Source organism: Melioribacter sp. (assembly GCF_049325435.1).
In the GTDB taxonomy this organism is placed as follows: domain Bacteria; phylum Bacteroidota; class Ignavibacteria; order Ignavibacteriales; family Melioribacteraceae; genus Melioribacter; species Melioribacter roseus.
On sequence record NZ_JBMOLD010000004.1, the window covers coordinates 60,718 to 80,221 of the forward strand.

Annotated in this window: 19 protein-coding genes; 5 read left to right on the forward strand and 14 right to left on the reverse strand. The window is 43.4% G+C overall.

Annotated elements, in window-relative coordinates; translation table 11 throughout:
• Nucleotides 1-66 precede the first annotated feature (66 nt).
• A complete protein-coding gene (locus tag ACOYVE_RS03800; RefSeq protein WP_422880869.1) occupies nucleotides 67-831 on the forward strand; it encodes a cytidylyltransferase domain-containing protein in 765 nt (254 codons plus the stop codon).
• A gap of 40 nt (nucleotides 832-871) precedes the next feature.
• On the opposite strand, the gene ACOYVE_RS03805 is transcribed toward ACOYVE_RS03800, so the two are convergent.
• From ACOYVE_RS03805 to ACOYVE_RS03830, 6 genes are all read right to left on the reverse strand, one after another.
• Nucleotides 872-1,117: an FmdB family zinc ribbon protein gene (locus tag ACOYVE_RS03805; RefSeq protein WP_422880871.1), complete on the reverse strand. Its 246-nt coding sequence runs from the start codon at nucleotides 1,115-1,117 to the stop codon at nucleotides 872-874.
• A gap of 12 nt (nucleotides 1,118-1,129) precedes the next feature.
• Nucleotides 1,130-1,789 carry a fumarylacetoacetate hydrolase family protein gene (locus tag ACOYVE_RS03810; RefSeq protein ID WP_422880873.1) on the reverse strand — a complete coding sequence of 220 codons (660 nt, stop codon included), beginning with the start codon at nucleotides 1,787-1,789 and terminating at the stop codon, nucleotides 1,130-1,132.
• A gap of 42 nt (nucleotides 1,790-1,831) precedes the next feature.
• Nucleotides 1,832-3,322 carry a serine hydrolase gene (locus tag ACOYVE_RS03815; protein ID WP_422880875.1) on the reverse strand — a complete coding sequence of 497 codons (1,491 nt, stop codon included), beginning with the start codon at nucleotides 3,320-3,322 and terminating at the stop codon, nucleotides 1,832-1,834.
• Nucleotides 3,323-3,401: 79 nt separating this feature from the next.
• Complete coding sequence (locus ACOYVE_RS03820) at nucleotides 3,402-3,866, reverse strand: YbhB/YbcL family Raf kinase inhibitor-like protein (RefSeq protein WP_422880877.1); 465 nt, start codon at nucleotides 3,864-3,866, stop codon at nucleotides 3,402-3,404.
• A gap of 65 nt (nucleotides 3,867-3,931) precedes the next feature.
• A complete protein-coding gene (locus ACOYVE_RS03825) occupies nucleotides 3,932-4,681 on the reverse strand; it encodes an AAA family ATPase (protein WP_422880879.1) in 750 nt (249 codons plus the stop codon).
• 154 nt (nucleotides 4,682-4,835) lie between these two features.
• The gene (locus ACOYVE_RS03830; RefSeq protein ID WP_422880881.1) at nucleotides 4,836-5,891 is read right to left on the reverse strand and encodes an alpha/beta hydrolase family protein; all 1,056 of its coding nucleotides are present in this window, start codon (nucleotides 5,889-5,891) and stop codon (nucleotides 4,836-4,838) included.
• A gap of 1,477 nt (nucleotides 5,892-7,368) precedes the next feature.
• Here ACOYVE_RS03830 and ACOYVE_RS03835 point away from each other — a divergent pair.
• Entirely contained in the window at nucleotides 7,369-7,713 is a 345-nt protein-coding gene (locus ACOYVE_RS03835; RefSeq protein ID WP_014855847.1) for a gamma-butyrobetaine hydroxylase-like domain-containing protein, read from the forward strand.
• Here the strand turns inward: ACOYVE_RS03835 and ACOYVE_RS03840 are convergent.
• Entirely contained in the window at nucleotides 7,707-9,149 is a 1,443-nt protein-coding gene (locus tag ACOYVE_RS03840) for a pyridoxal phosphate-dependent decarboxylase family protein (protein WP_422880883.1), read from the reverse strand. The two genes, ACOYVE_RS03835 and ACOYVE_RS03840, sit on opposite strands and share 7 nt — an antisense overlap.
• 1 nt (nucleotide 9,150) lies before the next feature.
• Nucleotides 9,151-9,990, reverse strand: coding sequence for an alpha/beta hydrolase family protein (locus ACOYVE_RS03845; protein ID WP_422880885.1), 840 nt, complete (start codon nucleotides 9,988-9,990; stop codon nucleotides 9,151-9,153).
• Nucleotides 9,991-10,250: 260 nt separating this feature from the next.
• On the opposite strand from ACOYVE_RS03845, the gene ACOYVE_RS03850 reads away from it, so the two are divergent.
• The 3 genes from ACOYVE_RS03850 to ACOYVE_RS03860 all read left to right on the forward strand — a co-directional run bounded on the left by ACOYVE_RS03850 (nucleotide 10,251) and on the right by ACOYVE_RS03860 (nucleotide 13,329).
• Nucleotides 10,251-11,942 carry a proline--tRNA ligase gene (locus ACOYVE_RS03850; protein ID WP_422880887.1) on the forward strand — a complete coding sequence of 564 codons (1,692 nt, stop codon included), beginning with the start codon at nucleotides 10,251-10,253 and terminating at the stop codon, nucleotides 11,940-11,942.
• Between the two features lie 60 nt (nucleotides 11,943-12,002).
• Nucleotides 12,003-12,680 carry a 16S rRNA (cytidine(1402)-2'-O)-methyltransferase gene (rsmI, locus tag ACOYVE_RS03855; protein WP_422880889.1) on the forward strand — a complete coding sequence of 226 codons (678 nt, stop codon included), beginning with the start codon at nucleotides 12,003-12,005 and terminating at the stop codon, nucleotides 12,678-12,680.
• A gap of 103 nt (nucleotides 12,681-12,783) precedes the next feature.
• Nucleotides 12,784-13,329 carry a NifU family protein gene (locus ACOYVE_RS03860; RefSeq protein ID WP_014855852.1) on the forward strand — a complete coding sequence of 182 codons (546 nt, stop codon included), beginning with the start codon at nucleotides 12,784-12,786 and terminating at the stop codon, nucleotides 13,327-13,329.
• A 720-nt stretch (nucleotides 13,330-14,049) separates the two neighbouring features.
• Here the strand turns inward: ACOYVE_RS03860 and ACOYVE_RS03865 are convergent.
• Genes ACOYVE_RS03865 through ACOYVE_RS03890 form a run of 6 tightly spaced genes read right to left on the reverse strand, consistent with a single transcriptional unit; the run spans nucleotide 14,050 to nucleotide 19,438 of the window.
• Nucleotides 14,050-14,916, reverse strand: coding sequence for a prohibitin family protein (locus tag ACOYVE_RS03865; protein WP_014855853.1), 867 nt, complete (start codon nucleotides 14,914-14,916; stop codon nucleotides 14,050-14,052).
• 9 nt (nucleotides 14,917-14,925) lie between these two features.
• On the reverse strand, nucleotides 14,926-15,519 hold the full coding sequence (locus ACOYVE_RS03870) for an aminotransferase class IV (RefSeq protein ID WP_014855854.1): 594 nt from the start codon (nucleotides 15,517-15,519) through the stop codon (nucleotides 14,926-14,928).
• The gene (locus ACOYVE_RS03875; RefSeq protein ID WP_014855855.1) at nucleotides 15,503-16,468 is read right to left on the reverse strand and encodes an aminodeoxychorismate synthase component I; all 966 of its coding nucleotides are present in this window, start codon (nucleotides 16,466-16,468) and stop codon (nucleotides 15,503-15,505) included. The genes ACOYVE_RS03870 and ACOYVE_RS03875 overlap by 17 nt, the downstream gene beginning before the upstream one ends.
• Nucleotides 16,465-17,337, reverse strand: a complete 873-nt coding sequence (locus tag ACOYVE_RS03880; protein ID WP_014855856.1) for a MauE/DoxX family redox-associated membrane protein — start codon at nucleotides 17,335-17,337, stop codon at nucleotides 16,465-16,467. The genes ACOYVE_RS03875 and ACOYVE_RS03880 overlap by 4 nt, the downstream gene beginning before the upstream one ends.
• A 1-nt stretch (nucleotide 17,338) precedes the next feature.
• Nucleotides 17,339-18,706 (reverse strand): DNA repair protein RadA, encoded by a 1,368-nt coding sequence (gene radA / locus ACOYVE_RS03885; RefSeq protein ID WP_014855857.1) that lies wholly within the window; start codon nucleotides 18,704-18,706, stop codon nucleotides 17,339-17,341.
• Nucleotides 18,707-19,438 (reverse strand): ABC transporter ATP-binding protein, encoded by a 732-nt coding sequence (locus tag ACOYVE_RS03890; protein WP_014855858.1) that lies wholly within the window; start codon nucleotides 19,436-19,438, stop codon nucleotides 18,707-18,709.
• Nucleotides 19,439-19,504 lie beyond the last annotated feature (66 nt).

Below are 19,504 nucleotides of genomic sequence, written 5' to 3' on the forward strand. Positions count from 1 at the left end.
ATTTAGCGCAAAAATTTCCATACGATTCATATCCTAAATAAAGTGGCAAAATAAAAAAAGGAATTTATGAGAAGAAAAACCGTTACAAATTACGTGTGCGCCATAGTTCAAGCCCGCATCGGTTCTACGCGGCTGCCGGGAAAAATTTTCAAAGAACTCGAAGGCAAACCGATTTTATGGCACGTTGTTAATCGCCTTTCGCACTCGAAAAAAATTAAAAATATTATTGTGGCGACTACGGACTTGCCCGAAGACGACGCTACCGAAGAATTTTGTGAGAAAAATAAAATCGATTGTTTCAGAGGAAGTTCCGAAGACGTGCTTTCAAGATACTACCAGGCGGCTGTAGACTATGAAGCCGATACGATTGTTCGCGTCACTTCCGACTGCCCCGCAATCGATCCGGTCGTAATCGACAAAATGATCGATAAATATTTGCGTCTGAATGAGACTGAGAAAGTCGACTACTTGAGCAATACAATCAAAAGGACATTCCCGCGCGGATTGGACGCTGAAATATTTTCTTTTGAAGCGCTTGCCGAAGCTTTCAGGTGCGCCAACGAAAAATACGAGCGCGAACACGTAACTCCGTATATTTATCAGCGCCCCGACATCTTCAAAATAGTCAGTTACGAAAACGATCGGGATTTTTCTTTTCACAGGTGGACGGTGGATACCGCGGATGATTACGAACTGATGAAACAAATTTATAAAAATCTGTATAAGCCGAATAAGCTCTTTTATTTCGAAGACGTACTCAAATTATTTGAGAAGAAGCCGGAGCTGATTAAAATAAATCAAAAAGTGAAACAAAAGAGTCTGGGCGAATAACTTGAAAGGCTTCGCCGGATAAACGACGAAGCCTTTAAAATTAATTGAGTCCGCAAGTTCCAGTTGTGCAGCCGCCGAATGAAGGCACGCCGCAGCTGCCGTCGGAACACCCCGCCGAAGAGTCGAATGAAGCGCTTTCGGTTGAAGCGCTGAATGAAGAAAGGAGCTTTTTATAATTTTTGGAGTTGCAATCCGGGCATTCAACCTCGCCGGGATTGGTTATCGACTTATGAAAAATTTCATATTTTTTTCCGCAGTCATTGCACTTGTATTCGTAAACTGGCATGGATGATTCTCCTTATTTGATTATTTCCGTATCGATGGTTCCGATATTTTCGAGTTCTGCGTGAATTTCATCTCCCGGCACAACTCTGCCGACTCCTTCCGGCGTGCCTGTAAATATAAGATCGCCTTTTTCGAGAGTCATTTTAGACGAGATGTATTTTACTATTTTTACCGGGTCGAACATCATATTTTTTATGGATGAGTTTTGTCTTAATTCTCCGTTGACCGAAAGTTTGATGGTTTCGTCGCCTCTAAGTTTATAATCTTTTTTCAATACAAATTCCGACAGAACCGCGGCGGTATCGAAACACTTGGAAAGAGTCCACGGGTCGCCTTTCTCCATAAATTCTTTTTGAAGGTCTCTCAACGTCATGTCGAGTCCTGCGGCATATCCCGCTATAGCTTCTTCTGCGGCTGAATCGTCGGCATTTTTGACCGTATTACCGATTAAAAGAACAAGCTCCGCCTCATGATGAAGATTTTCGGAGTAATCGGGATGAATTACTTTCTCGCCCGAGTAAATTACATTCGATGCCGCTTTCAGAAAGATAACCGGAAATTCAGGCGCTTCATTTCCGAGTTCCAATGCGTGCGCTGCATAGTTTCTGCCTACGCAGACGATTTTTCCAATCGGAATTTCGTCGTTGCTGTTTTTGATTTTTAAATATTTCATGACTACCGTTAGATGATTGTTGATTAAATTGGTTTCAGCGTATTAATTTTTCTTTTCGAACAATAATTCCGTGAAAATAAAATCGGGGGAATTGGGAACTTCCAGAGTGAACCGCTTTACGTTTCCTTCGAAGTCCATGTCGAATTTTATCCAACCGCGCGTCAAAAATTCGTCTTTCCAATCGATAAAGAAAGTGTCGTAATGATAATGATTCAGAACGCCTCTGAAAGTAGGCGTGGGAATAAATTGCAAAAAGAGTTTGCCGTCTTTCATGCTTACTTCGGCTTCGCCGTACATTTTATCTTCGTATTTGCCGCAATATTTTTCGAGCGGAAGCGAAGGCGATGTGTTTTTAACTCTGACTTCTTCCCGTCTTTTGAGTTCGTCTTCGTACTTTTGAAGGCGTTCGTTCCATTTTTCTATCATAATTTTATTATAATCCTTCGGCTCTGCGCCCGTAAACAAATCGACTATATAATCGCGTATGGCGGATACCATTCCCGTTTCCATATTGCTCAATACGGCAAAGCCGACATTTTCTTCGGGTATTAGCGCCACGGTCGAAATCATACCCGGCATTCCGCCACCGTGATAGAGCATTCGTTTCCCGTTGCGGTATCTTATAAACCAGCCCAAACCGTAATTCATTTCGCCGAATGCAGTCTGATTCGACCACATTTCTTTCGACTGCTCTTCGCTAAATATTACGAGACTGTCGATTTTACCTCGATTAAGTTGAAGACGAATCCACTGAGCCAAATCGTTAACCGAAGAATTGATTCCGAGCGCCCCGCTTGCATTGTCTTTTTGAATGTCGGTATAAACTTTAATCTCGCCGTCTTTTTTGTAATGAGCCCTCGCTTTGTTTTCGGAAACGGCTAGTTCTTTGTACGACGTGTTTGTGTTGACCATTTTCAAGGGAAGCAGGAAATGCTCTTTTATAAAATCTCCCCACGAAGTATCGGTTACGGCTTTGATAATTTCCGCCGCCGTAATAAACATAATATTTTGATATCCGTATTTCGAACGAAAACTCGAAACCGGTTTAAGGCGCCGCGCTCGTCGAACGACTTCCTTCCGATCGTAATTCGAACCGAGCCACAAAAAATCGCCGCTGAATGTAGCCAATCCGCTCCGGTGAGTTACAAGATCGCGAATTGTAATTTCATTTGTAACCCACGGGTCGTACATCTGAAAATCGGGAAGATAGTCGATCACTTTGTCGTCCCAATTTATTTTCCCTCTGTCTACCAGAATTGCAAGCGCTGCGGTTGTAAATGCTTTCGAACAGGAAGCTATTACAAAAAGGGTGTTTTGATCGACTTTCTCGTCTTTGCCGAACTCTCTTACTCCGTATCCTTTGGCAAAAATAACCGAATCGTCTTTTACTATCGAAACCGCAAAACCGGGCATCTCCCAGTCTGCCATTGAATTTTGGATGTATTCGTCTAGTTGTTTCAGCTTGTCCGTTTGAGCATGTAAAACATACCCGGACAGAAAGAGGAGGATTAGCAGAAAGTTTCTTGTCTTCATTCTAGTTCCGATAAATTGTTCATTAGTAAGTGAAATATAAGAATAGCGTTACTTTTTTAGAAAGGGGATATTTAATTAATCAACGAGCTCGCTTGTATTTTCCCATCAGTACGGCTTCGCCTAAAATATGCCCTTTCATCAATCCGAGCAGTTTTTTCTTCGTCATTTTATCGTCGGCTGTTAAAACCGTATCGAGCGCGTAGATTTTGAAATAGTAACGATGAATTCCTGAAGGCGGACACGGACCTCCGTACAAATTGAGTCCCCAATCGTTCAGTCCTTCGACAGAATTCGGAGGAATTTGTTTCTTGTTCGAAGCTCCTTCGGGAAGATAATCGAGCTCGGGAGGAATATTATACAATATCCAATGTACCCAGTCGCCTGCAGGAGCGTCGGGGTCGTCGTTTATCAATGCAAGCGATTTGGCGCCTTCGGGTATGTTGTTCCATTTCAAGGGAGGCGAAACGTTTTCTCCGTCGCATGTATAACGAACGGGTATTGTGCCTTCGTTTTCGAAGGCCGGCGAAATCAATTCGAATTTCATTGCCACCTCCGTATTGTAATTGTCGCCGAGAAAGGCTGTTAAAATAATTGTTAGTAATTATTTCGTCATGCCGAGAGCGATAATATTTTTTCCTTAGAAAAGAAATTCGGAAATTTGCGCACGATGCACTGACCGATCATTTCGGCTATTTCGTCCGGGTTCATTAAATTGGTGTTAATAACTGCATGATAAAGAAGCGGGTCTTCGATATTTTTATGGAAGAATTTCCAGATATACTGTTTGCGCGCATCGTCTTCTTCGCGAATAAAATCCGACGCTTTTTTGTAATCGAGATTATAAAGGCGGCAGGCGTTTTCAATTCTGTAAGACAAAGGTGCAACCAGTCGAATGTGAAACGCGTTTTTTCTTTTGGCGGTAATGATGTTTGCGCCTCTGCCCACGATAATTACATTGCCGAAGTCGGCTAATTTTAATATTGTCTGGGATATTTTTCTGTGCAAAAGAATTTTCGAAGGCGTAACTCCTAGCAGTTCGCCGAACCACGTTTCGATTTTGGGAGGTTTTTCTTCGTGTAAATATTTTCTGAAATGATCGGGCAGTTGATGGTCTTCCATTATTTTTTCTATCAATGCTTTGTCGAAATACGCCCAATCGTCGTAACCCTCGATTGCTCTTTTGTTGAAATATTCCACGAGCTTTTCGCAGATTACCGCGGCTCCAACTCCGGTTTCCCTCGAAATTGTGATTGCCGGACCGGGATTTAATTTCCGGTGATGAATTCGCGCCTCTTCCGAATCCCTGTAATGCTTTTCAATATAAATGCGAGCTTTTTCGTATGCCCCGAGAACCTTCATTGTCCACCCCCTTGTTTTGTTGGAAATCAGGATGTGGAGAGTTCGCCTAAAATCTAATAAAAAGTCAGGTCAAAGTGAATAGAAATATCAAAGGATAAACGCACACTGTATCCCGAATATTTAATAAATATCAATAAAGCGGCATACGGAAAACTTACGGTAGATACGCCGCTTTGTTGATGTCCTCTAATCTTTTTATTTTGACCGGCGGATCGAGATATTTATCGAGAAAGCCGTAAATCTTAATTCTGATTTGGCGCGCAGCTTTTGTATCGAGTCGGTCAAACGAATGTCCTCCCGGCATATCTTTGAAAATTTCGTACTCGAATTTTTTACCGGCGGCTTTTAACGATTTAATAAGATGCTCCACCTCCAGAACGTTAACGTCTTCGTCGTTTGTATTCGTATGAATCAAAAGAGGCGTTTTTAATTTTTCCGCATTCCACGCGGGCGAACGTCGTCTGTATTCGTTAACGTTTTCATCGGCTGTTTGTCCGATATGATAGTCAGCCGAATAGAGAGCTCTGTAGCTGTCGTCTTTGTATCCCATGCGTGCAATCAAATCGCTTACGGGAACGCCCGCAAAGCAGACCTTATAATTTTCCGGATGCTCGAAGACGTTCATCAATGCAATCAATCCGCCGTGGCTCCAGCCGATAATACCGACGCGGTCTTTGTCCGCAAAGTCGTAATTTTCCAGAACAAATTGCCTGCTGGCGTTAACGTCTTCGATTTCGAGTCCGCCGTAATCGATTTTTTCATAAAAAGATTTTCCGTATCCGGTGCTGCCGCGGTATTCCGCAGCCACTACGATATATTTTTGATAGATCAATTCTCTAATGATATGCGTGTAGTAAGTGCTGAAATTTGCATGAACTCCGCCGTGCGGAAATACAATTACGGGATACTTTTTGGAATAATCGATTCCTTTTGGGATGAAGATATAAGACCAGAATTTAACGGGATTGCCGGCGCCCTGTCCTGTCGGATTCTTTTCTTTCCAAAGAGGAGGTCCGGTAAGGAAGACTTTATCGATAAACGCCACATCGCCCACTCGCTGGAACCATATAATATCGTCAATCTTTTTTTCGAGTACATCGAGACGATGATCCAACGATTCGCTGCTGCTTTTGAGAGCTTTCAGTTCTTCTTTGACATCCTGAGCGAATAACGTCGTAAATGAAATTAATATCATAAGTAAGATTTTCATGACTGCCCCTTTAAATAATTATTGGTAACAAATTAAAGAATTAATTCAAAAAAATGAAGGAGGGCTTTTCGTTCTGACGTTTTGGGGTTCAACGTTCTTGGTTTTGGGGTTCTTGGTTTGGGCGTTCAATGTTCTTCGTTTTGGAGTTGGTGGTTTGTCATTCAGAGTTATACAACAAAGAACGACAGTACTTCCGCACAACCGCACCTCAGCGCTTCTAACGCCCGCACCTCAGCGCTCCTAACGCCCGCACACCCGAACGACGAACGCCCACGTCTTTGCGACCCCAGAATGCGGGGGAAACAAACTCTAAACAAAACTTCGTCTTTGCGAGGAGCGAGCAAAGCGAACGACGAAGCAAACTCTGATGAATTCCAGTGAGATTACTTCGCCCGCTGAAAGCGGGGCTCGTAATGACAAATAGCGATACACCCACTACGGGAAAAAGAAAACTCTGAAAGGACAGCCAGCTGTCTTTGCGACACCGCAGAATGCGGGGGAAGCAAACCTAAATGAATACAAGTGAGATACTTCCCCCGCCTGCGGCGGGGTCAGTATGACAAAATAATGCATAGGAACATCGGGAAGGAAACGCAGTGAATTTAACAAGTCCCGCGCCTTGCACTGCGCCGCTTACGGTTAACGCCGCGGGGCGATGGCTCAAGAGCCGCCGTAAGGTCGGTAAACAAATCTATTGTTATACTTCATTAAAATCAAATAGAGGATAACTGAGAAGGCATTGCGATTTGCTTTCTCCCGACTATGCCGGTATTTATTCGGAATTAACTTTTAGACGTTATAACAAAGTATGCTCTGAAGGAATAAAACCAAGTGGGAGATTATTAAGCGTAGCCCTTTTGCAAGTCCCGCGCCTTGGGCTACACCGCTTACGGTTAACGCCGCGGGGCGATGGCTCAAGAGCCGCCGTAAGGTCGGTAAACAAATCTATTGTTATACTTCATTAAAATCAAATCGAGGATAACCGGGAAGACATTGCGATTTGCTTTCTCCCAACCTTGTCGGGATTTCTTTGACATACCTGTCCGTCTCTGACGGATTAAAACCAACCCAGCGCCTGATGAACATCTTTCTTCAAATAATGTTCTGGGTGTGATTGCAATAAACAATTCCGGAGAAGCTACATCAAAGAGTTCAATCGTTGTCGTAATCGCGGAAGGAGTCCGGTTCGCTCGGCTTGATAATTCTGTTAGCAATTTTAACGGCAATTATCAACGCTATCAAGAATAATACTGTTTCCATGTAATTCATTTTAAAAATCTGTCGGCAATACAAACGGATATAACTTTCGGTCGAATAATAGCAAACATTTCACGAAACATCCAGTAAAATTCCGCGTGTCTTCATAAAGCGTTTTTATCAAACATAAAATAAGCGCGTTTTACCGCCGCATATTGACACGGTAATTTTTTATTTCTATTTAATAACATATTTTTGTCTCAAACAAATTTCGGATAATATGAGACCATTAAGGATAGAATTACACAAGCAGGATTATTTGGAAATCGAGTGGGACGACGGAAAGATTCATAAATATCCCTTGAAATTTTTGAGGGACGAATCGCCCGACGCCGGCAATAAAGGCGAAACGATTTTATGGAAGCATTACGCACCGCCGCCGAAAGGTCCGGAAAAACCCGGAATGTATGAGATCGAAAGTATTACTCCCGTCGGCAATTACGCAATTCAAATAAAATGGAAAGACGGATACGACTACGGTATCTACTCGTGGGAAGCGCTGCGTAAATTCGGCGAATATCTCGAACTGAAAGACAATCTTCATCAGGATTTCGATAATCACTGATAATTCAAGAGTGTTTCGTATTCCCTCTTGATTATTTTGCGCGCTTCTTCGACGTGTCTTTCTTCCTGACGGATTCCCGAAACTACGAGTCGAATTGTAAATTTGTCGTTCAAAACCGTATGAGTAAGAAATAATTCGCCCGTAGAATTTATACGCTCCAGCAAAAGTTTGTTGAATTTGTTCAAATCTTCTTCTTTCAATCCCGGAGGAACCGCTCTGAAACAAACGGCGCTGAACGGAGATGGCGCCAGCAATTCGAATCCGGGCGACTCTCTTATCCAGTCGGCAAAAGATTGAGCCAGACGAATATGTTTTCTTAAAATTTCCTTCAATCCTTCGACGCCGAAATATCTGATTACGAACCAGAGTTTAAGAGCGCGGAATCGTCTGCCCAGTTGAATGCCGTAATCCATCAGATTTTCAACTTCCGCATCGACTTCCGTTTTGAGATATTCCGGCACAAGCGAAAACGCCCTCTTCAGTGTTTCGGGGCGTTTTGTATAAAACACGCTCAGGTCAATCGGAACGAAGAGCCATTTATGAGGATTCGTTACTATCGAATCGGCGTTTTCGATGCCCTTGAAATGTATTTTCATTTCCGGCAGCATGGCGGTTACTCCGGCATAGGCGGCGTCGACGTGAAGCCACAAATCGTACTTACGGCATACCGAACTTATTGCATCGACAGGATCGACGCTCGTTGTGGAAGTAGTGCCGATTGTGGCAACGACGCAAAAGGGTTCGATCCCCATTGCAATGTCTTCGTTGATCGCTTTTTCCAGTTCTCCGGGAATCATTTTGAATTCCCGATCGACTTTAATTTTTCGAATGCCGTCAATTCCGACACCGAGAGCAATCGCGGCTTTTTCTATCGAAGAATGCGCTTGTTCGGAACAGTATAATCTCATAGCCGGAAGCGAGCTCATTCCTTTTGTTCTCGATTCTGGAAATTTATAATCCCGCGCCGCGGCTATACCGTGAAAAGAACTTATCGACGCCGTATCGTAGATTATTCCTTTAAAATTCCCGGGCAATCCGAGCATCGAACGATACCATTCGAGCGTTTTTGCTTCCACTTCGGTAAGCGCGGGAGAAGATTTCCAGACCATTCCGTTCGAATTGAATGTCGAACTTACGATATCCGCCAGGATTCCCGGACCGCTGGCGGTCGACGCGAAGTACGCCATGAATTTGGGATGCTGCCAGTGCGTAATTCCGGGCATTACAATTCGATCGACGTCTTCAAGAATCTTATCAAACTCTTCGCCGAAGTCAGGCGGCGAGTCGGGCATCCGTTTTTTAATTTCGCCCGGTTTAATATCGGGCAGCACGCGATACATTTCGATATCTTTTAAATAATGTTCCGCCCATTCGATTACCCGTTTGCCGGCGGCGGAAAATTCTTCCGGCGTCATGTCCGATATTCTTTTGGGCATTCTAAAACCTCGCTTTTGTAAGCCAATTGGAAATTATTCTCGCCAGTTCAATTCTTCTGTCGGCAAACGAATGACCGCAGTGGAGAATATGTTCTTCAAGCAACTCGGCGCCCGTCATTTTCAGCGAGGCTATTAGCGGCAGGTGATGGATTTCCAACGGCGCCGTTGTATCGTACTCCGCTCCGATAATCAGAAGGTTTTTCAAGGAAAGTTTGCTCGAATATTTCAACAGATTCCAGTCGTCGATATGATTTATCAACTGATTTAGAAGACCTTCGGCCGATGCGTTATTAACTATCGTAGCGGCAAATTTTATTTTCTCGACGCTCAGATTGTAAATTTCCTTATTAATCTTAAGCAGCTCCCCGAATGCCCCGGCGTTAAATCCCGCCATCGAAATTACGTTTTTTATTTCATCGTGAAAAACCGAATAATAGAGCGAAGCAAAACCTCCCATGCTGTGCCCGGCGAGTATAATTTTGCCGGTATCGGCTCTTAATTTTTCATTACCCCGGTTCGTCTTTATGAATTCTATTGCGGCGTCAAGATCATCCGGCAGGTGTTCCCAGGAATAGTCGCCCTGACTTCCCCAGCATCCTCTGTAGTGGAACGTCAGCACGTTAAATCCCTGCCGCCTGAAAACATGAGCCAAATCAAAATTATTTTCGTTGCCCGGGAATCCGTGAAGCAGAACGATAACCGGATGCGGTCCTTTTCCCGCTGCCGTAAAATACGTTCCAAGCAGTCTGGAACCTTTACTCTCAAAAGCTACCGGAATCATCGACGAGGGATATTCCGGATCATAATGTTTCGGGTCGTTTATAACCGGGTCGAAATTCATAACAATCTTTCCGTAATTATTTTATCGCTAATATAATAATTGAGAAGGAAATAAACGGGTCCGTTTAACGGCGACTCAATCAAAATTACTATGACGCCGCGTCTGCCGGATTTATACTCTCCTCCCGGCTTATTAATAAATGTAACGCTTTGGCTCTCATTGCTTATGCTTCCTCAACGGATTTATTAAAAAATATTAAACTCCAATTTCCATTTATTTTTTATCTTTGCACTTAAGTTTTTCACAAGGAACGGAATAAAATGAAATTCAGCAAATCGTTTTTGCCCACATTGAAAGAAACGCCCGCCGAGGCGGTTATACCGAGTCATATTTTGATGATACGCGCCGGTCTTGTCAGACAGCTTTCAGCAGGCATTTATACGTGGCTACCGCTCGGATACAAAGCGCTCAGGAAAGTTATGGACATTATCCGCGAAGAGATGAATGCCATCGGAGGACAGGAGTTCCATTATCCGGCATTGAATCCGAAAGAGATATGGGAACAGACAGGCAGAGTCGAAGCTTTCGGCGATATTATGTTTCACATTAAAAACAGAGATTACGTGCTTGCGCCCACTCACGAAGAAATAGTAGCATGGCATGCCAAAGGCGCGGTCGCATCATATAAAGAACTTCCTCAAATCTGGTATCAGATACAGACGAAATTCCGGAACGAGCCCCGTCCGCGTAGCGGCGTTATTCGGGGCAGGCAATTTATTATGAAGGATTCTTACTCGCTCGACCGTTCTTTTGAAGACCTCGACAAGTCGTATGAAATGCACGACAAAGCATACAGAAAAATATTCGACAGGTGCGGACTGAAATACTTTGTCGTAGGCGCGTCGAGCGGAGCCATGGGCGGAAGCAAATCGGAAGAATTTATGGTGCGCAGCGACGCCGGCGAAGATACAGTCGCTTATTGCGAAAAATGCGGATATGCGGCAAATGTGGAAGTGGCTCAATCGATAGCCGCGCCTGCCAAACGCCACGAAGAATCGAAAGAAATTTACGAAATTCATACGCCCGGCGTTAAATCGATCGACGAACTGTGCGAGTTCCTGAAAATCGACGAACACGAAACCGCCAAATCGAGAATTTATATCTGCGACGGCAAACCCGTCCTGGTATTAATGCTCGGCAACGACGAAGTTAACGAGACCAAACTTCAGGCTGCGCTCGGCGGAAACGTACGACCGGCTCATCCCGAAGAACTCAAAGAGATAACCGGCGCCGATGCCGGCTCGATAGGACCGGTCGGATTCAAACACAGAATCATTGCCGATAATTTGTTAAAAGACGCCAACAATTTATACAGCGGAGCAAATAAAAACGATTATCACATCGGCGGCATCGATCTTAAACGCGACGTTCCTCAAATAGAATATTTCAATCTGCGCACGGTCGAAAGCGGAGAAAAATGCGTCCGGTGCAATTCCACTCTCGAAGTCTTTAAAGCAATCGAGCTGGGCCACATATTCAAACTCGGCACAAAATATTCCGAAGCGCTCGGCGTGAATTATCTCGACGAAAACGGAAAAGAACATCCGGTTGTAATGGGAAGCTACGGCATCGGAGTCGAACGAGTTCTGGCTTGTTTCCTCGAACAGAATTATGACGAGCGCGGTATCATCTGGAAAAAACCTCTCGCTCCTTTCGACATACATCTTATCGGATTGAATATGAAAAACCAGACCGTGTCGGAAACTTCAGAGCAATTGTACAACGAACTTTCAAGCATGGGCTACGAAGTGCTTTTCGACGACAGACTCGACGCCAGCGCGGGATTCAAATTCAACGACGCCGACCTGCTGGGTATGCCCGTTCAATTAATCGTAGGCGAGAAGAATTTGAAAAATGGAAATGTGGAAGTGAAAATTCGTCAGTCCGGCGAAAAAATTATTGTTGAATTAAGCGAACTGAAGGATAAATTAAAAGAATTGCTCGACAAATAAATTTTATTGCGGGAAGATTAATGCGTCTTCCCGTTTTCCCTCTCCCGTTCAAAAGGCAAAATGAAACCGAAATTATATATTGTTTCGACACCTATCGGCAATTACGAAGACATTACGCTTCGCGCGTTGAAAATACTGCGCGGCTGCGATTTTATTATATGCGAGGAATACAGGGAAGCCAATCGACTTCTTTCGGAATATGACATTAAGAAAGAACTTTATTCGCTAAACGAACATAACGAAGAAGAAAACTCATATACGCTTTTGGAGAAAATACGGCAGGCCGAATCGGTTGCATTAATTTCCGATTGCGGTACGCCTTTGTTTTCGGATCCCGGAACTTTACTTGTTCAGCTTGCAATAAAAAACGGAATCGAAGTTATTCCCGTACCTGGCAGCAATTCTCTTATGGCGGCATTGGTCGGTTCCGGATTCGACTTCAAAAAATTTTATTATGCGGGCTGGATTTCGCCCAAAAAAGATTTACGCCGTCGCGATTTGATGAGATTGAAAGAAATAAAAGAATTGATAGTTTTGATGGATACTCCTTACCGCCTGGTTAAAATACTGGAAGATGTAAAAATGCATTTCGGGAGTTCCAAACAGGTCGTACTGGCGTATAATTTAACTCAAAAAGACGAAGAGTTTATAAGAGGCACTGCAGGAGAAACGCTGAATGTCGCCAAATCGCGTAATCTCAAAGGCGAATTTGTCTTGATTATTGATAACAGAAGATAATTCCTTGAATAGGTGTCCGATTTTTCATATGATTGCAGTTAACGAAATGAGAACTTTCGCACAATTGCGGATGTTTATTTAGTATAAAAAACGGAGAGATAAAATGTTAATGGTTCAGGACGTCGATTTAACGCCGAATCCGCAAGCGCTTAAATTCATATTGAATGAAAAACTACTTCAAAAAGAAACGCGCAGTTTCCAGAGCAAAGAAGAAGCCGAGAACGACCCGCTGGCAAAGGGGATATTCGAAATTCCGGGCGTCGTTTCGGTCTTTTATATGGATAAATTCATTACTATCGAGAAAGAGCCTTCGGCATCTTGGGGACAAATCCAGAAACCGCTGGTTGAATTCATCAAGAATTTCGACAAATCCCTGATTCCGCCGGAATCGGAATTGCCGGGAGTTAGTTCGGAAGAAGAAACCGAGCTTTTGAAAAAAATTAATGATGTAATCAACACGCGAGTTCGACCCGCGCTTGCAGGCGACGGCGGAGGATTAGAAATAAGAGGATTGGAAGGTTATACGCTTAAAATCCGTTATCAGGGCGCTTGCGGCAGCTGCCCGAGCGCAATTCGAGGCACTTTGATTGCAATCGAAAACTTACTCAAACGAGAAGTCAATCCCGCAATCGAAGTCGTTTCCGACTGATAAATTTCAAATACAGAATTAATAAAAAGTCCCGCTCTAGCGGGATTTTTTATGCCATTCAATTTTGCCCGATATTTGACTCGTCTCTGTAATGTAATCGAATTACTGAAGTAATACACGCAGACGGAATAACGAAGAATCCGCACGACAGATTTTTGAGATTCTTCACCCGCCGTTGGCGGGTTCAGAAAGACAGCGCGTCATATTATTTTAGTTTTGGCGGATTCAGAAAGACTGTGTCCTTGGCGTCCTTGGCGACCTCAGCGGTTAATTAGAGTTTGCTTTTTTCAGTAGCTGGCGCCGGCATAATTTCTTTTCGCTATTTGTCATTACGAGCCCCGCTTTCAGCGGGGCGAAGTAATCTCTGCTGACATTAATTTGAGTTTACTTCCCACATACCACTCGTCCGTAAAGACCTACTCGATCCCTAATTTGTCATACTGACCCCGCGTTCTGCGGGGTCGCAAAGACGTGGGCGTTCGTTGTTCGGAGCGCTGATGTTCAATGTTCTTCGTTAAAAAGAGGCGCATATTATACGTCAAAACTATCAGCCATTGTATATCTACATATAACAAAGAAAAAATAATTTCTGGCCAAGAATCCCTAACCACTAATTCCTAATCCCCGCCTCCTAATTACACAACGAACGTTGAACTCCAAAACCAAGAACATTGAACGCCGAACCGAACAATCCTAATATACTTCTTGTCTTAATTATAATTACGGATTCAAAATTACAGGAAGTCCCGATTTACCCGAGCCGATAATAATAATTTTGGAATTTTGAGATTTCGACAGGTTTTCCGTAGCTTCGATTCCTTTCCATTTCAACAATTGATCGCTGATGCCGCGCGATACGATATCCTGAAAGTCAGCTATTCCTTTTGCTTCGATTCGTTTGCGTTCGGCTTCCTGTTCTTCGCGTTTGAGTACGAACTGCATCCTCTGGCTTTCCTGCTCGGCTTTTAATTTTTCTTCAATAGCGGCTGTAAGACCGGAGGGCAGGACTATCTGTCGCAGCGGAGAAGCTTCTATCCTTATTCCGCGGGGAGTAACGAGTTTTTCGAGTTCGTTTCTAATTTCCGTTGCAAGAAGCTCTCTCGAATCCGTATAGAGGGCTTTGGCTTCGTACTTGGCTGTAATTGCACGGACAACCGATCTGAACTGAGGAATCAAAATTATATTCGTATAATTCTCTCCTACGGTACGATAAATTTTCGACGCGTTTTCAGGATCGAGACTGTAAAGCAAACTTATTTCGAGTTGAACGGTCAAACCTTCTTTTGATGGCACGTTCATCAGCTCTTTAATTTCCTGAGTTTTAATGCTGAATTTAATTACGTTAGCCAAAGGATTGACGAAATTTACTCCCGCTTTCAGCGTTTTTTCGCTTACGTTTCCGAGGAAATCGACTACGCCGACTGTGCCCGCGGGTATGACGGTGAACAATTGCGAAAATGCAATTACAATTCCGAGCGCAAGCGCTCCGAGTGAAAATCGCGATTCCTGGTAACGGCCTGTCTTGCGCATGCTTTGGTAGACAAAAAACGAAGCGGCTGCGATTAATAATGAAATTACAAATAACATTTTTACCTCCTATTGTTTAACCGACTCTGCCGATACCGTAACTTCGTTCAGATCGGTCAGAGCGTTTATGAAATGAATTCTTTTAAATCCGGATATGTCATCCGGCTCTATATCGCTTTCAATCAAAAATCCTTCTGCGAGCAATTTTTCTCTCTTTGTTCCTTTCAAAAGCGGTTGAGCGGGAGTATATAATTTTGCTCCGTCGTCGAATACAAGGTTATATATCGAAGCGTCGGTAACTTTGTTGTTCTTTACGACTATAATTTCGTCGCTTTCGGCATTTTTCAAAAGCGCGTTGAGCCCGCTTCTGTCTTCGTATTTTAATTTATAGTCGATATCGTCATTGAAGATTATTTTGACGGTATTAATTGCCTTCCTTTTATACGGAATATATTCTACGGAATGAATTTTATCCGAATAAACAATTCGGCATTTATATAAGCCATCGGTAATATCTTCCGGTATAGTCAAAATTTCCTCAAGATATATTTCGTTCTTAATGCCAAAGAGAAAATACCGAGAGGAATTAAATCGCCGGTTGTGGTAATCGATATTGAAAAAATTCTTTTTATATACTTTTATGGTTTCAATTAATCGGGACATAAATTTTCTTTAGTAATTCCTCGTATTCCGATTCAACATTGCTCAAGTGAGTAATGCCCCCGCCGCTTTTATAAAATAGTTTTCCGTCGATCGATTCGATAAACCGGATTAAAACGCAACTGTCGAGCGATTCTCCGTCAAATATACCAAATATTCCGGTATAAAAACCGCGTTTGTAGTTCTCTGCCCGTTTAATTATATCCACGGTTCGCTTTTTAGGCGCCCCGGTAACCGAGCCAGCGGGCAAAAGAGAGAATATTATGTCGCCTAAACGGCGTTTGTAATCGGGCGGCAATTCTCCCGTAATTTCCGAACTCACCTGCAAGAGCGTCTTGTCGTGTGTTTCGATTATATCGATGTAACGGAATTTTTCAACGCGTACGTTCTTAGCCGTAATCGACAGGTCGTTTCGGATTAAATCGACAATCGTATTGTGTTCGGCGGTTTCCTTTTCGTCGCTTAATATCAATTCTTCAGCATTCGGAATCGATGCGTCGATTGTGCCCTTCATCGGATAAGAAGAAATCTTGTCGTCTTTAATTTTTACGAAGATTTCGGGCGAGAAGCAAACAAAGCGGTCTTTAAGCAAAATTTTATACTTGGCGCGGCTCAGTTCGTAAATTTGATCCAGACTCAAATCCGTTTTAATCAGAGTGGGAAAGGTAAGATTCAACAAATAAGTGTTGCCGTCGTAGATTTCCTTGAATACAATGTCGAATGCTTTTTTGTAATCCCCGAAAGAAGGCGGAAATTTTTCGAGTTTTATATTTTCTGATAGTGCGTCTCTTTCTTGTTTTTCATTTATGGAATATTTTAATCCGAATTTATCGGCTTCTTCCGGTTTGCAGACAATGGTATTATTCATATCGAAATCGATCAGAAAAACGAATGGTTCGGATGCGCCTCCGTACATGTTCATTAATTTAATAGCTTCGCTCTTGCACTTCATTTTTGTAAGGTTTCTATGAATTCATCGAAATTATCGTCCAGGATATCTTTTACAACTCCGTTGCGGATGACATAAATTCTCGGCGGGGAAGAACCGATTAAGTCGAAAAATTCATCGGCGTCGATTAATCTGTACGGATAATCGTAACCGGTCAATGTTTTAAATGAATCGACGTTTACCTCGCCTTCTGAATAAAAGAGAGTAAAAAGTTTCGAAGCGAATTTGCGGTCTTTGTCCGAGCCGGCAATCTCTCTCGCCAATTCCTGGCAGTGTTCGCATTCCGTATTAAACACCGCTACAAATTTATCGCCGCTCGAAAGGTCTGCTCTTCCCGCGCCTTCGAAATGCGTGTAATTAGAGAATGGGAAATCGTCCGCAGATTTAACGGGAACCGCAATGAATGTAACCGCGACGGCAATAATTAACGCGGCTGCGGGCACCATAAGATTTTTCCGGGATGTCTTCTCATGTCTGTGGACGATATAAACGAGAATAAGCAGCGCAGCATTTTTAAATGCCGATTCAATGGGCGACATTGCAATCGTGCTGCCGAAACATCCGCAATTTTGCGAGTCGCCGAGGACAAATTCCGTATAAAGCAAGTAGAAGGTAAAAACAGTCAGAAACAGCGCGGCCAGGGGCAGAGTGAATCTTTTGATTTCGTACGGAAGAAAGAATAAAATACCGAGCCCGAATTCAAATCCTATTAAAATGCGAGTAAGCGCCGCTGCAATTTCGCGGCTGTCCGTTAGTCCGTGGTCAATAAGAATAATTTCGATTAAGCCGGGTCCGACGGCTTTGGAATAAGCGGAGAACAAGAACACAACGCCGAGCAGGTATTTAATCGCAACGGAGATTTTATTGTTCATATTATCTCTCGAAACTGTGTTGAAGAGCTTTATTCAAATCGTCAGTAAAATTAATTTCTAGTTTGTCCCTTAGATCGGAATTTAGCGAAGAAAAATTCTTTTTATTTCCCGCCGGGAGAATAATTTTGCCGAATCCCAGCTTAGCCGCTTCGTTAATTCTTTTGTCGATATGGGTAACGCTTCTGATTTCGCCGCCGAGTCCCACTTCTCCGATAATTACGAGACCGTTTTTTGCAATTCGGTTCTGGAAGCTCGAAACAATTGCGACGCATACGGCCAGGTCGATTGCCGGTTCGTCAATTCTCAGACCGCCCGCAATATTCAGAAAAACGTTCTGCGAGAATAGTTTCAGTCCGGCTCGTTTTTCCAGAACGGCTAAAAGAATCGCAAGGCGGCGATAGTCGAAACCTGTGGCCACTCGCTGAGGATTCCCGTAATATGACGGTGTAACCAAAGCCTGGACTTCGATTAATAGGGGTCTGGAACCTTCTATGCTTGCCGTTACTACAGTTCCGCTAATGTCGGTGCTTCGTTCGTTCAAAAAAATTTCGCTCGGATTTTTAACTTCCTGCAGACCTGTCTCGAGCATTTCGAATATCCCGATTTCGTTTGTATTGCCGAAACGATTTTTTTGCGAGCGAAGAATCCTGTACGAGTGACTCTTTTCGCCTTCGAACTGCAATACCGTATCAACAATATGTTCGAGAATTTTGGGTCCCGCAATAATTCCTTCCTTTGTAACGTGTCCGATCAGAACAACCGAGCAATTTTGTTTCTTGGCGACGTTCATCAACTCGGAAGCGGATTCGCGGATTTGAGTAACGGTTCCGGCGGTATTGTCGAGTTCGGGTTTGTATACCGTTTGAATCGAATCGACGATAACAACATCGGGTTTTTCTTTTTCGACGGCAGTAAGAATATTTTCCAGGTTTGTTTCGGTAAGAACGGAAAGGGAATCCGAGTTGATCCCGAGTCTTTTTGCGCGCTGGCTGATTTGATTAATCGATTCCTCGCCGGTAACGTATAGCACATTACCGTTTATCCGGGACGCCGCCTGAAGAACGAGCGTCGACTTTCCGATGCCCGGGTCGCCGCCTATCAGAATAACGGAGCCCGGCATCATGCCTCCGCCCAGAACGCGGTCGAATTCATTAATGCCTGTCTTGATGCGCTTCTCGCTTTCGGCGATTGTTCTGCTCAATTTAAAAGTCTTATAACTGCCGCTGTGTTTTTCTTTCCGGTGTTTGCCCGTTTCAATTATTTCTTCGGTAAACGAATTCCAGCTTTCGCATTCGGGGCATTTCCCGATCCATCGAATCGTTTCGTATCCGCAATTGGAGCAGACGTATTTTGTTTTCTTTTTACTCATTTAAAATCCAGTCCTTTTAACGAAATTCTTTATTACCGGATCGTTCAATCCGAGCATTTCTTCAATGTCGCCGGAAAAATAAATTTTTCCTTCGTGTATCATGGCAATCCTCTCGGCGGTCTTTTTTACGCTGAACATGTCGTGCGTTACAATAATCGAGGTGACGTTCAATTTAGCGTTGAGCTCTTTGATCAACTCGTCGATTGAATCCGATGTAACCGGGTCGAGTCCCGTTGTCGGTTCGTCGTAAAGAATATATTCGGGATTTGTAATCAACGCTCTGGCGAGTCCCACGCGTTTTTTCATACCGCCGGAAAGTTCGGAAGGTTTTAAGTTTTCCGTTCCCGGCAAGCCTACGAGAGAGAGTTTTTCTTCGACCAGTTTTTCGATTTCTTCCCCGGTAAAGTTATAATTGTTTTCCACAAGCGGCAGGCTTACATTTTCGAATACGGTCATCGAGTCGAATAGCGCGGCTCCCTGAAAAAGAAATCCGAAACGCTTCCGTATATCGTACAATTTTTCTTTCGGGAGATTAGTTACGGAATTACCGTCGACAATAATATCGCCTTCGTCGGGCATTATCAGTCCTACAATATGTTTTAACAGTACCGATTTGCCGCATCCGCTCTTGCCGATTATGGCAATCGACTCGCCCGTATTGATAGTCAGGTCGATTCCTCGAAGCACTTTATTACCGCCGAATGATTTGTGCAGATTTTTTATTTCAATCATAACAATAAGAATTATTAACCGAATTGAAATATATAAAAGTATGTCGAGTTTATCGAATGGCGACGG

Bases quoted from the DNA above. Each gene is read 5' to 3' on its own strand.
- ACOYVE_RS03835 (WP_014855847.1), top strand. From the start codon at position 7,369: ATGAGACCATTAAGGATAGAATTACACAAGCAGGATTATTTGGAAATC.
- radA (WP_014855857.1), bottom strand. From the start codon at position 18,706: ATGAGTAAAAAGAAAACAAAATACGTCTGCTCCAATTGCGGATACGAA.
- ACOYVE_RS03820 (WP_422880877.1), bottom strand. From the start codon at position 3,866: ATGAAATTCGAATTGATTTCGCCGGCCTTCGAAAACGAAGGCACAATA.
- ACOYVE_RS03810 (WP_422880873.1), bottom strand. From the start codon at position 1,789: ATGAAATATTTAAAAATCAAAAACAGCAACGACGAAATTCCGATTGGA.
- ACOYVE_RS03805 (WP_422880871.1), bottom strand. From the start codon at position 1,117: ATGCCAGTTTACGAATACAAGTGCAATGACTGCGGAAAAAAATATGAA.
- ACOYVE_RS03830 (WP_422880881.1), bottom strand. From the start codon at position 5,891: ATGAAAATCTTACTTATGATATTAATTTCATTTACGACGTTATTCGCT.
- ACOYVE_RS03845 (WP_422880885.1), bottom strand. From the start codon at position 9,990: ATGAATTTCGACCCGGTTATAAACGACCCGAAACATTATGATCCGGAA.
- ACOYVE_RS03800 (WP_422880869.1), top strand. From the start codon at position 67: ATGAGAAGAAAAACCGTTACAAATTACGTGTGCGCCATAGTTCAAGCC.
- ACOYVE_RS03825 (WP_422880879.1), bottom strand. From the start codon at position 4,681: ATGAAGGTTCTCGGGGCATACGAAAAAGCTCGCATTTATATTGAAAAG.
- ACOYVE_RS03850 (WP_422880887.1), top strand. From the start codon at position 10,251: ATGAAATTCAGCAAATCGTTTTTGCCCACATTGAAAGAAACGCCCGCC.
- ACOYVE_RS03890 (WP_014855858.1), bottom strand. From the start codon at position 19,438: ATGATTGAAATAAAAAATCTGCACAAATCATTCGGCGGTAATAAAGTG.
- ACOYVE_RS03875 (WP_014855855.1), bottom strand. From the start codon at position 16,468: ATGAAGTGCAAGAGCGAAGCTATTAAATTAATGAACATGTACGGAGGC.
- ACOYVE_RS03840 (WP_422880883.1), bottom strand. From the start codon at position 9,149: ATGCCCAAAAGAATATCGGACATGACGCCGGAAGAATTTTCCGCCGCC.
- rsmI (WP_422880889.1), top strand. From the start codon at position 12,003: ATGAAACCGAAATTATATATTGTTTCGACACCTATCGGCAATTACGAA.
- ACOYVE_RS03860 (WP_014855852.1), top strand. From the start codon at position 12,784: ATGTTAATGGTTCAGGACGTCGATTTAACGCCGAATCCGCAAGCGCTT.
- ACOYVE_RS03865 (WP_014855853.1), bottom strand. From the start codon at position 14,916: ATGTTATTTGTAATTTCATTATTAATCGCAGCCGCTTCGTTTTTTGTC.
- ACOYVE_RS03815 (WP_422880875.1), bottom strand. From the start codon at position 3,322: ATGAAGACAAGAAACTTTCTGCTAATCCTCCTCTTTCTGTCCGGGTAT.
- ACOYVE_RS03870 (WP_014855854.1), bottom strand. From the start codon at position 15,519: ATGTCCCGATTAATTGAAACCATAAAAGTATATAAAAAGAATTTTTTC.
- ACOYVE_RS03880 (WP_014855856.1), bottom strand. From the start codon at position 17,337: ATGAACAATAAAATCTCCGTTGCGATTAAATACCTGCTCGGCGTTGTG.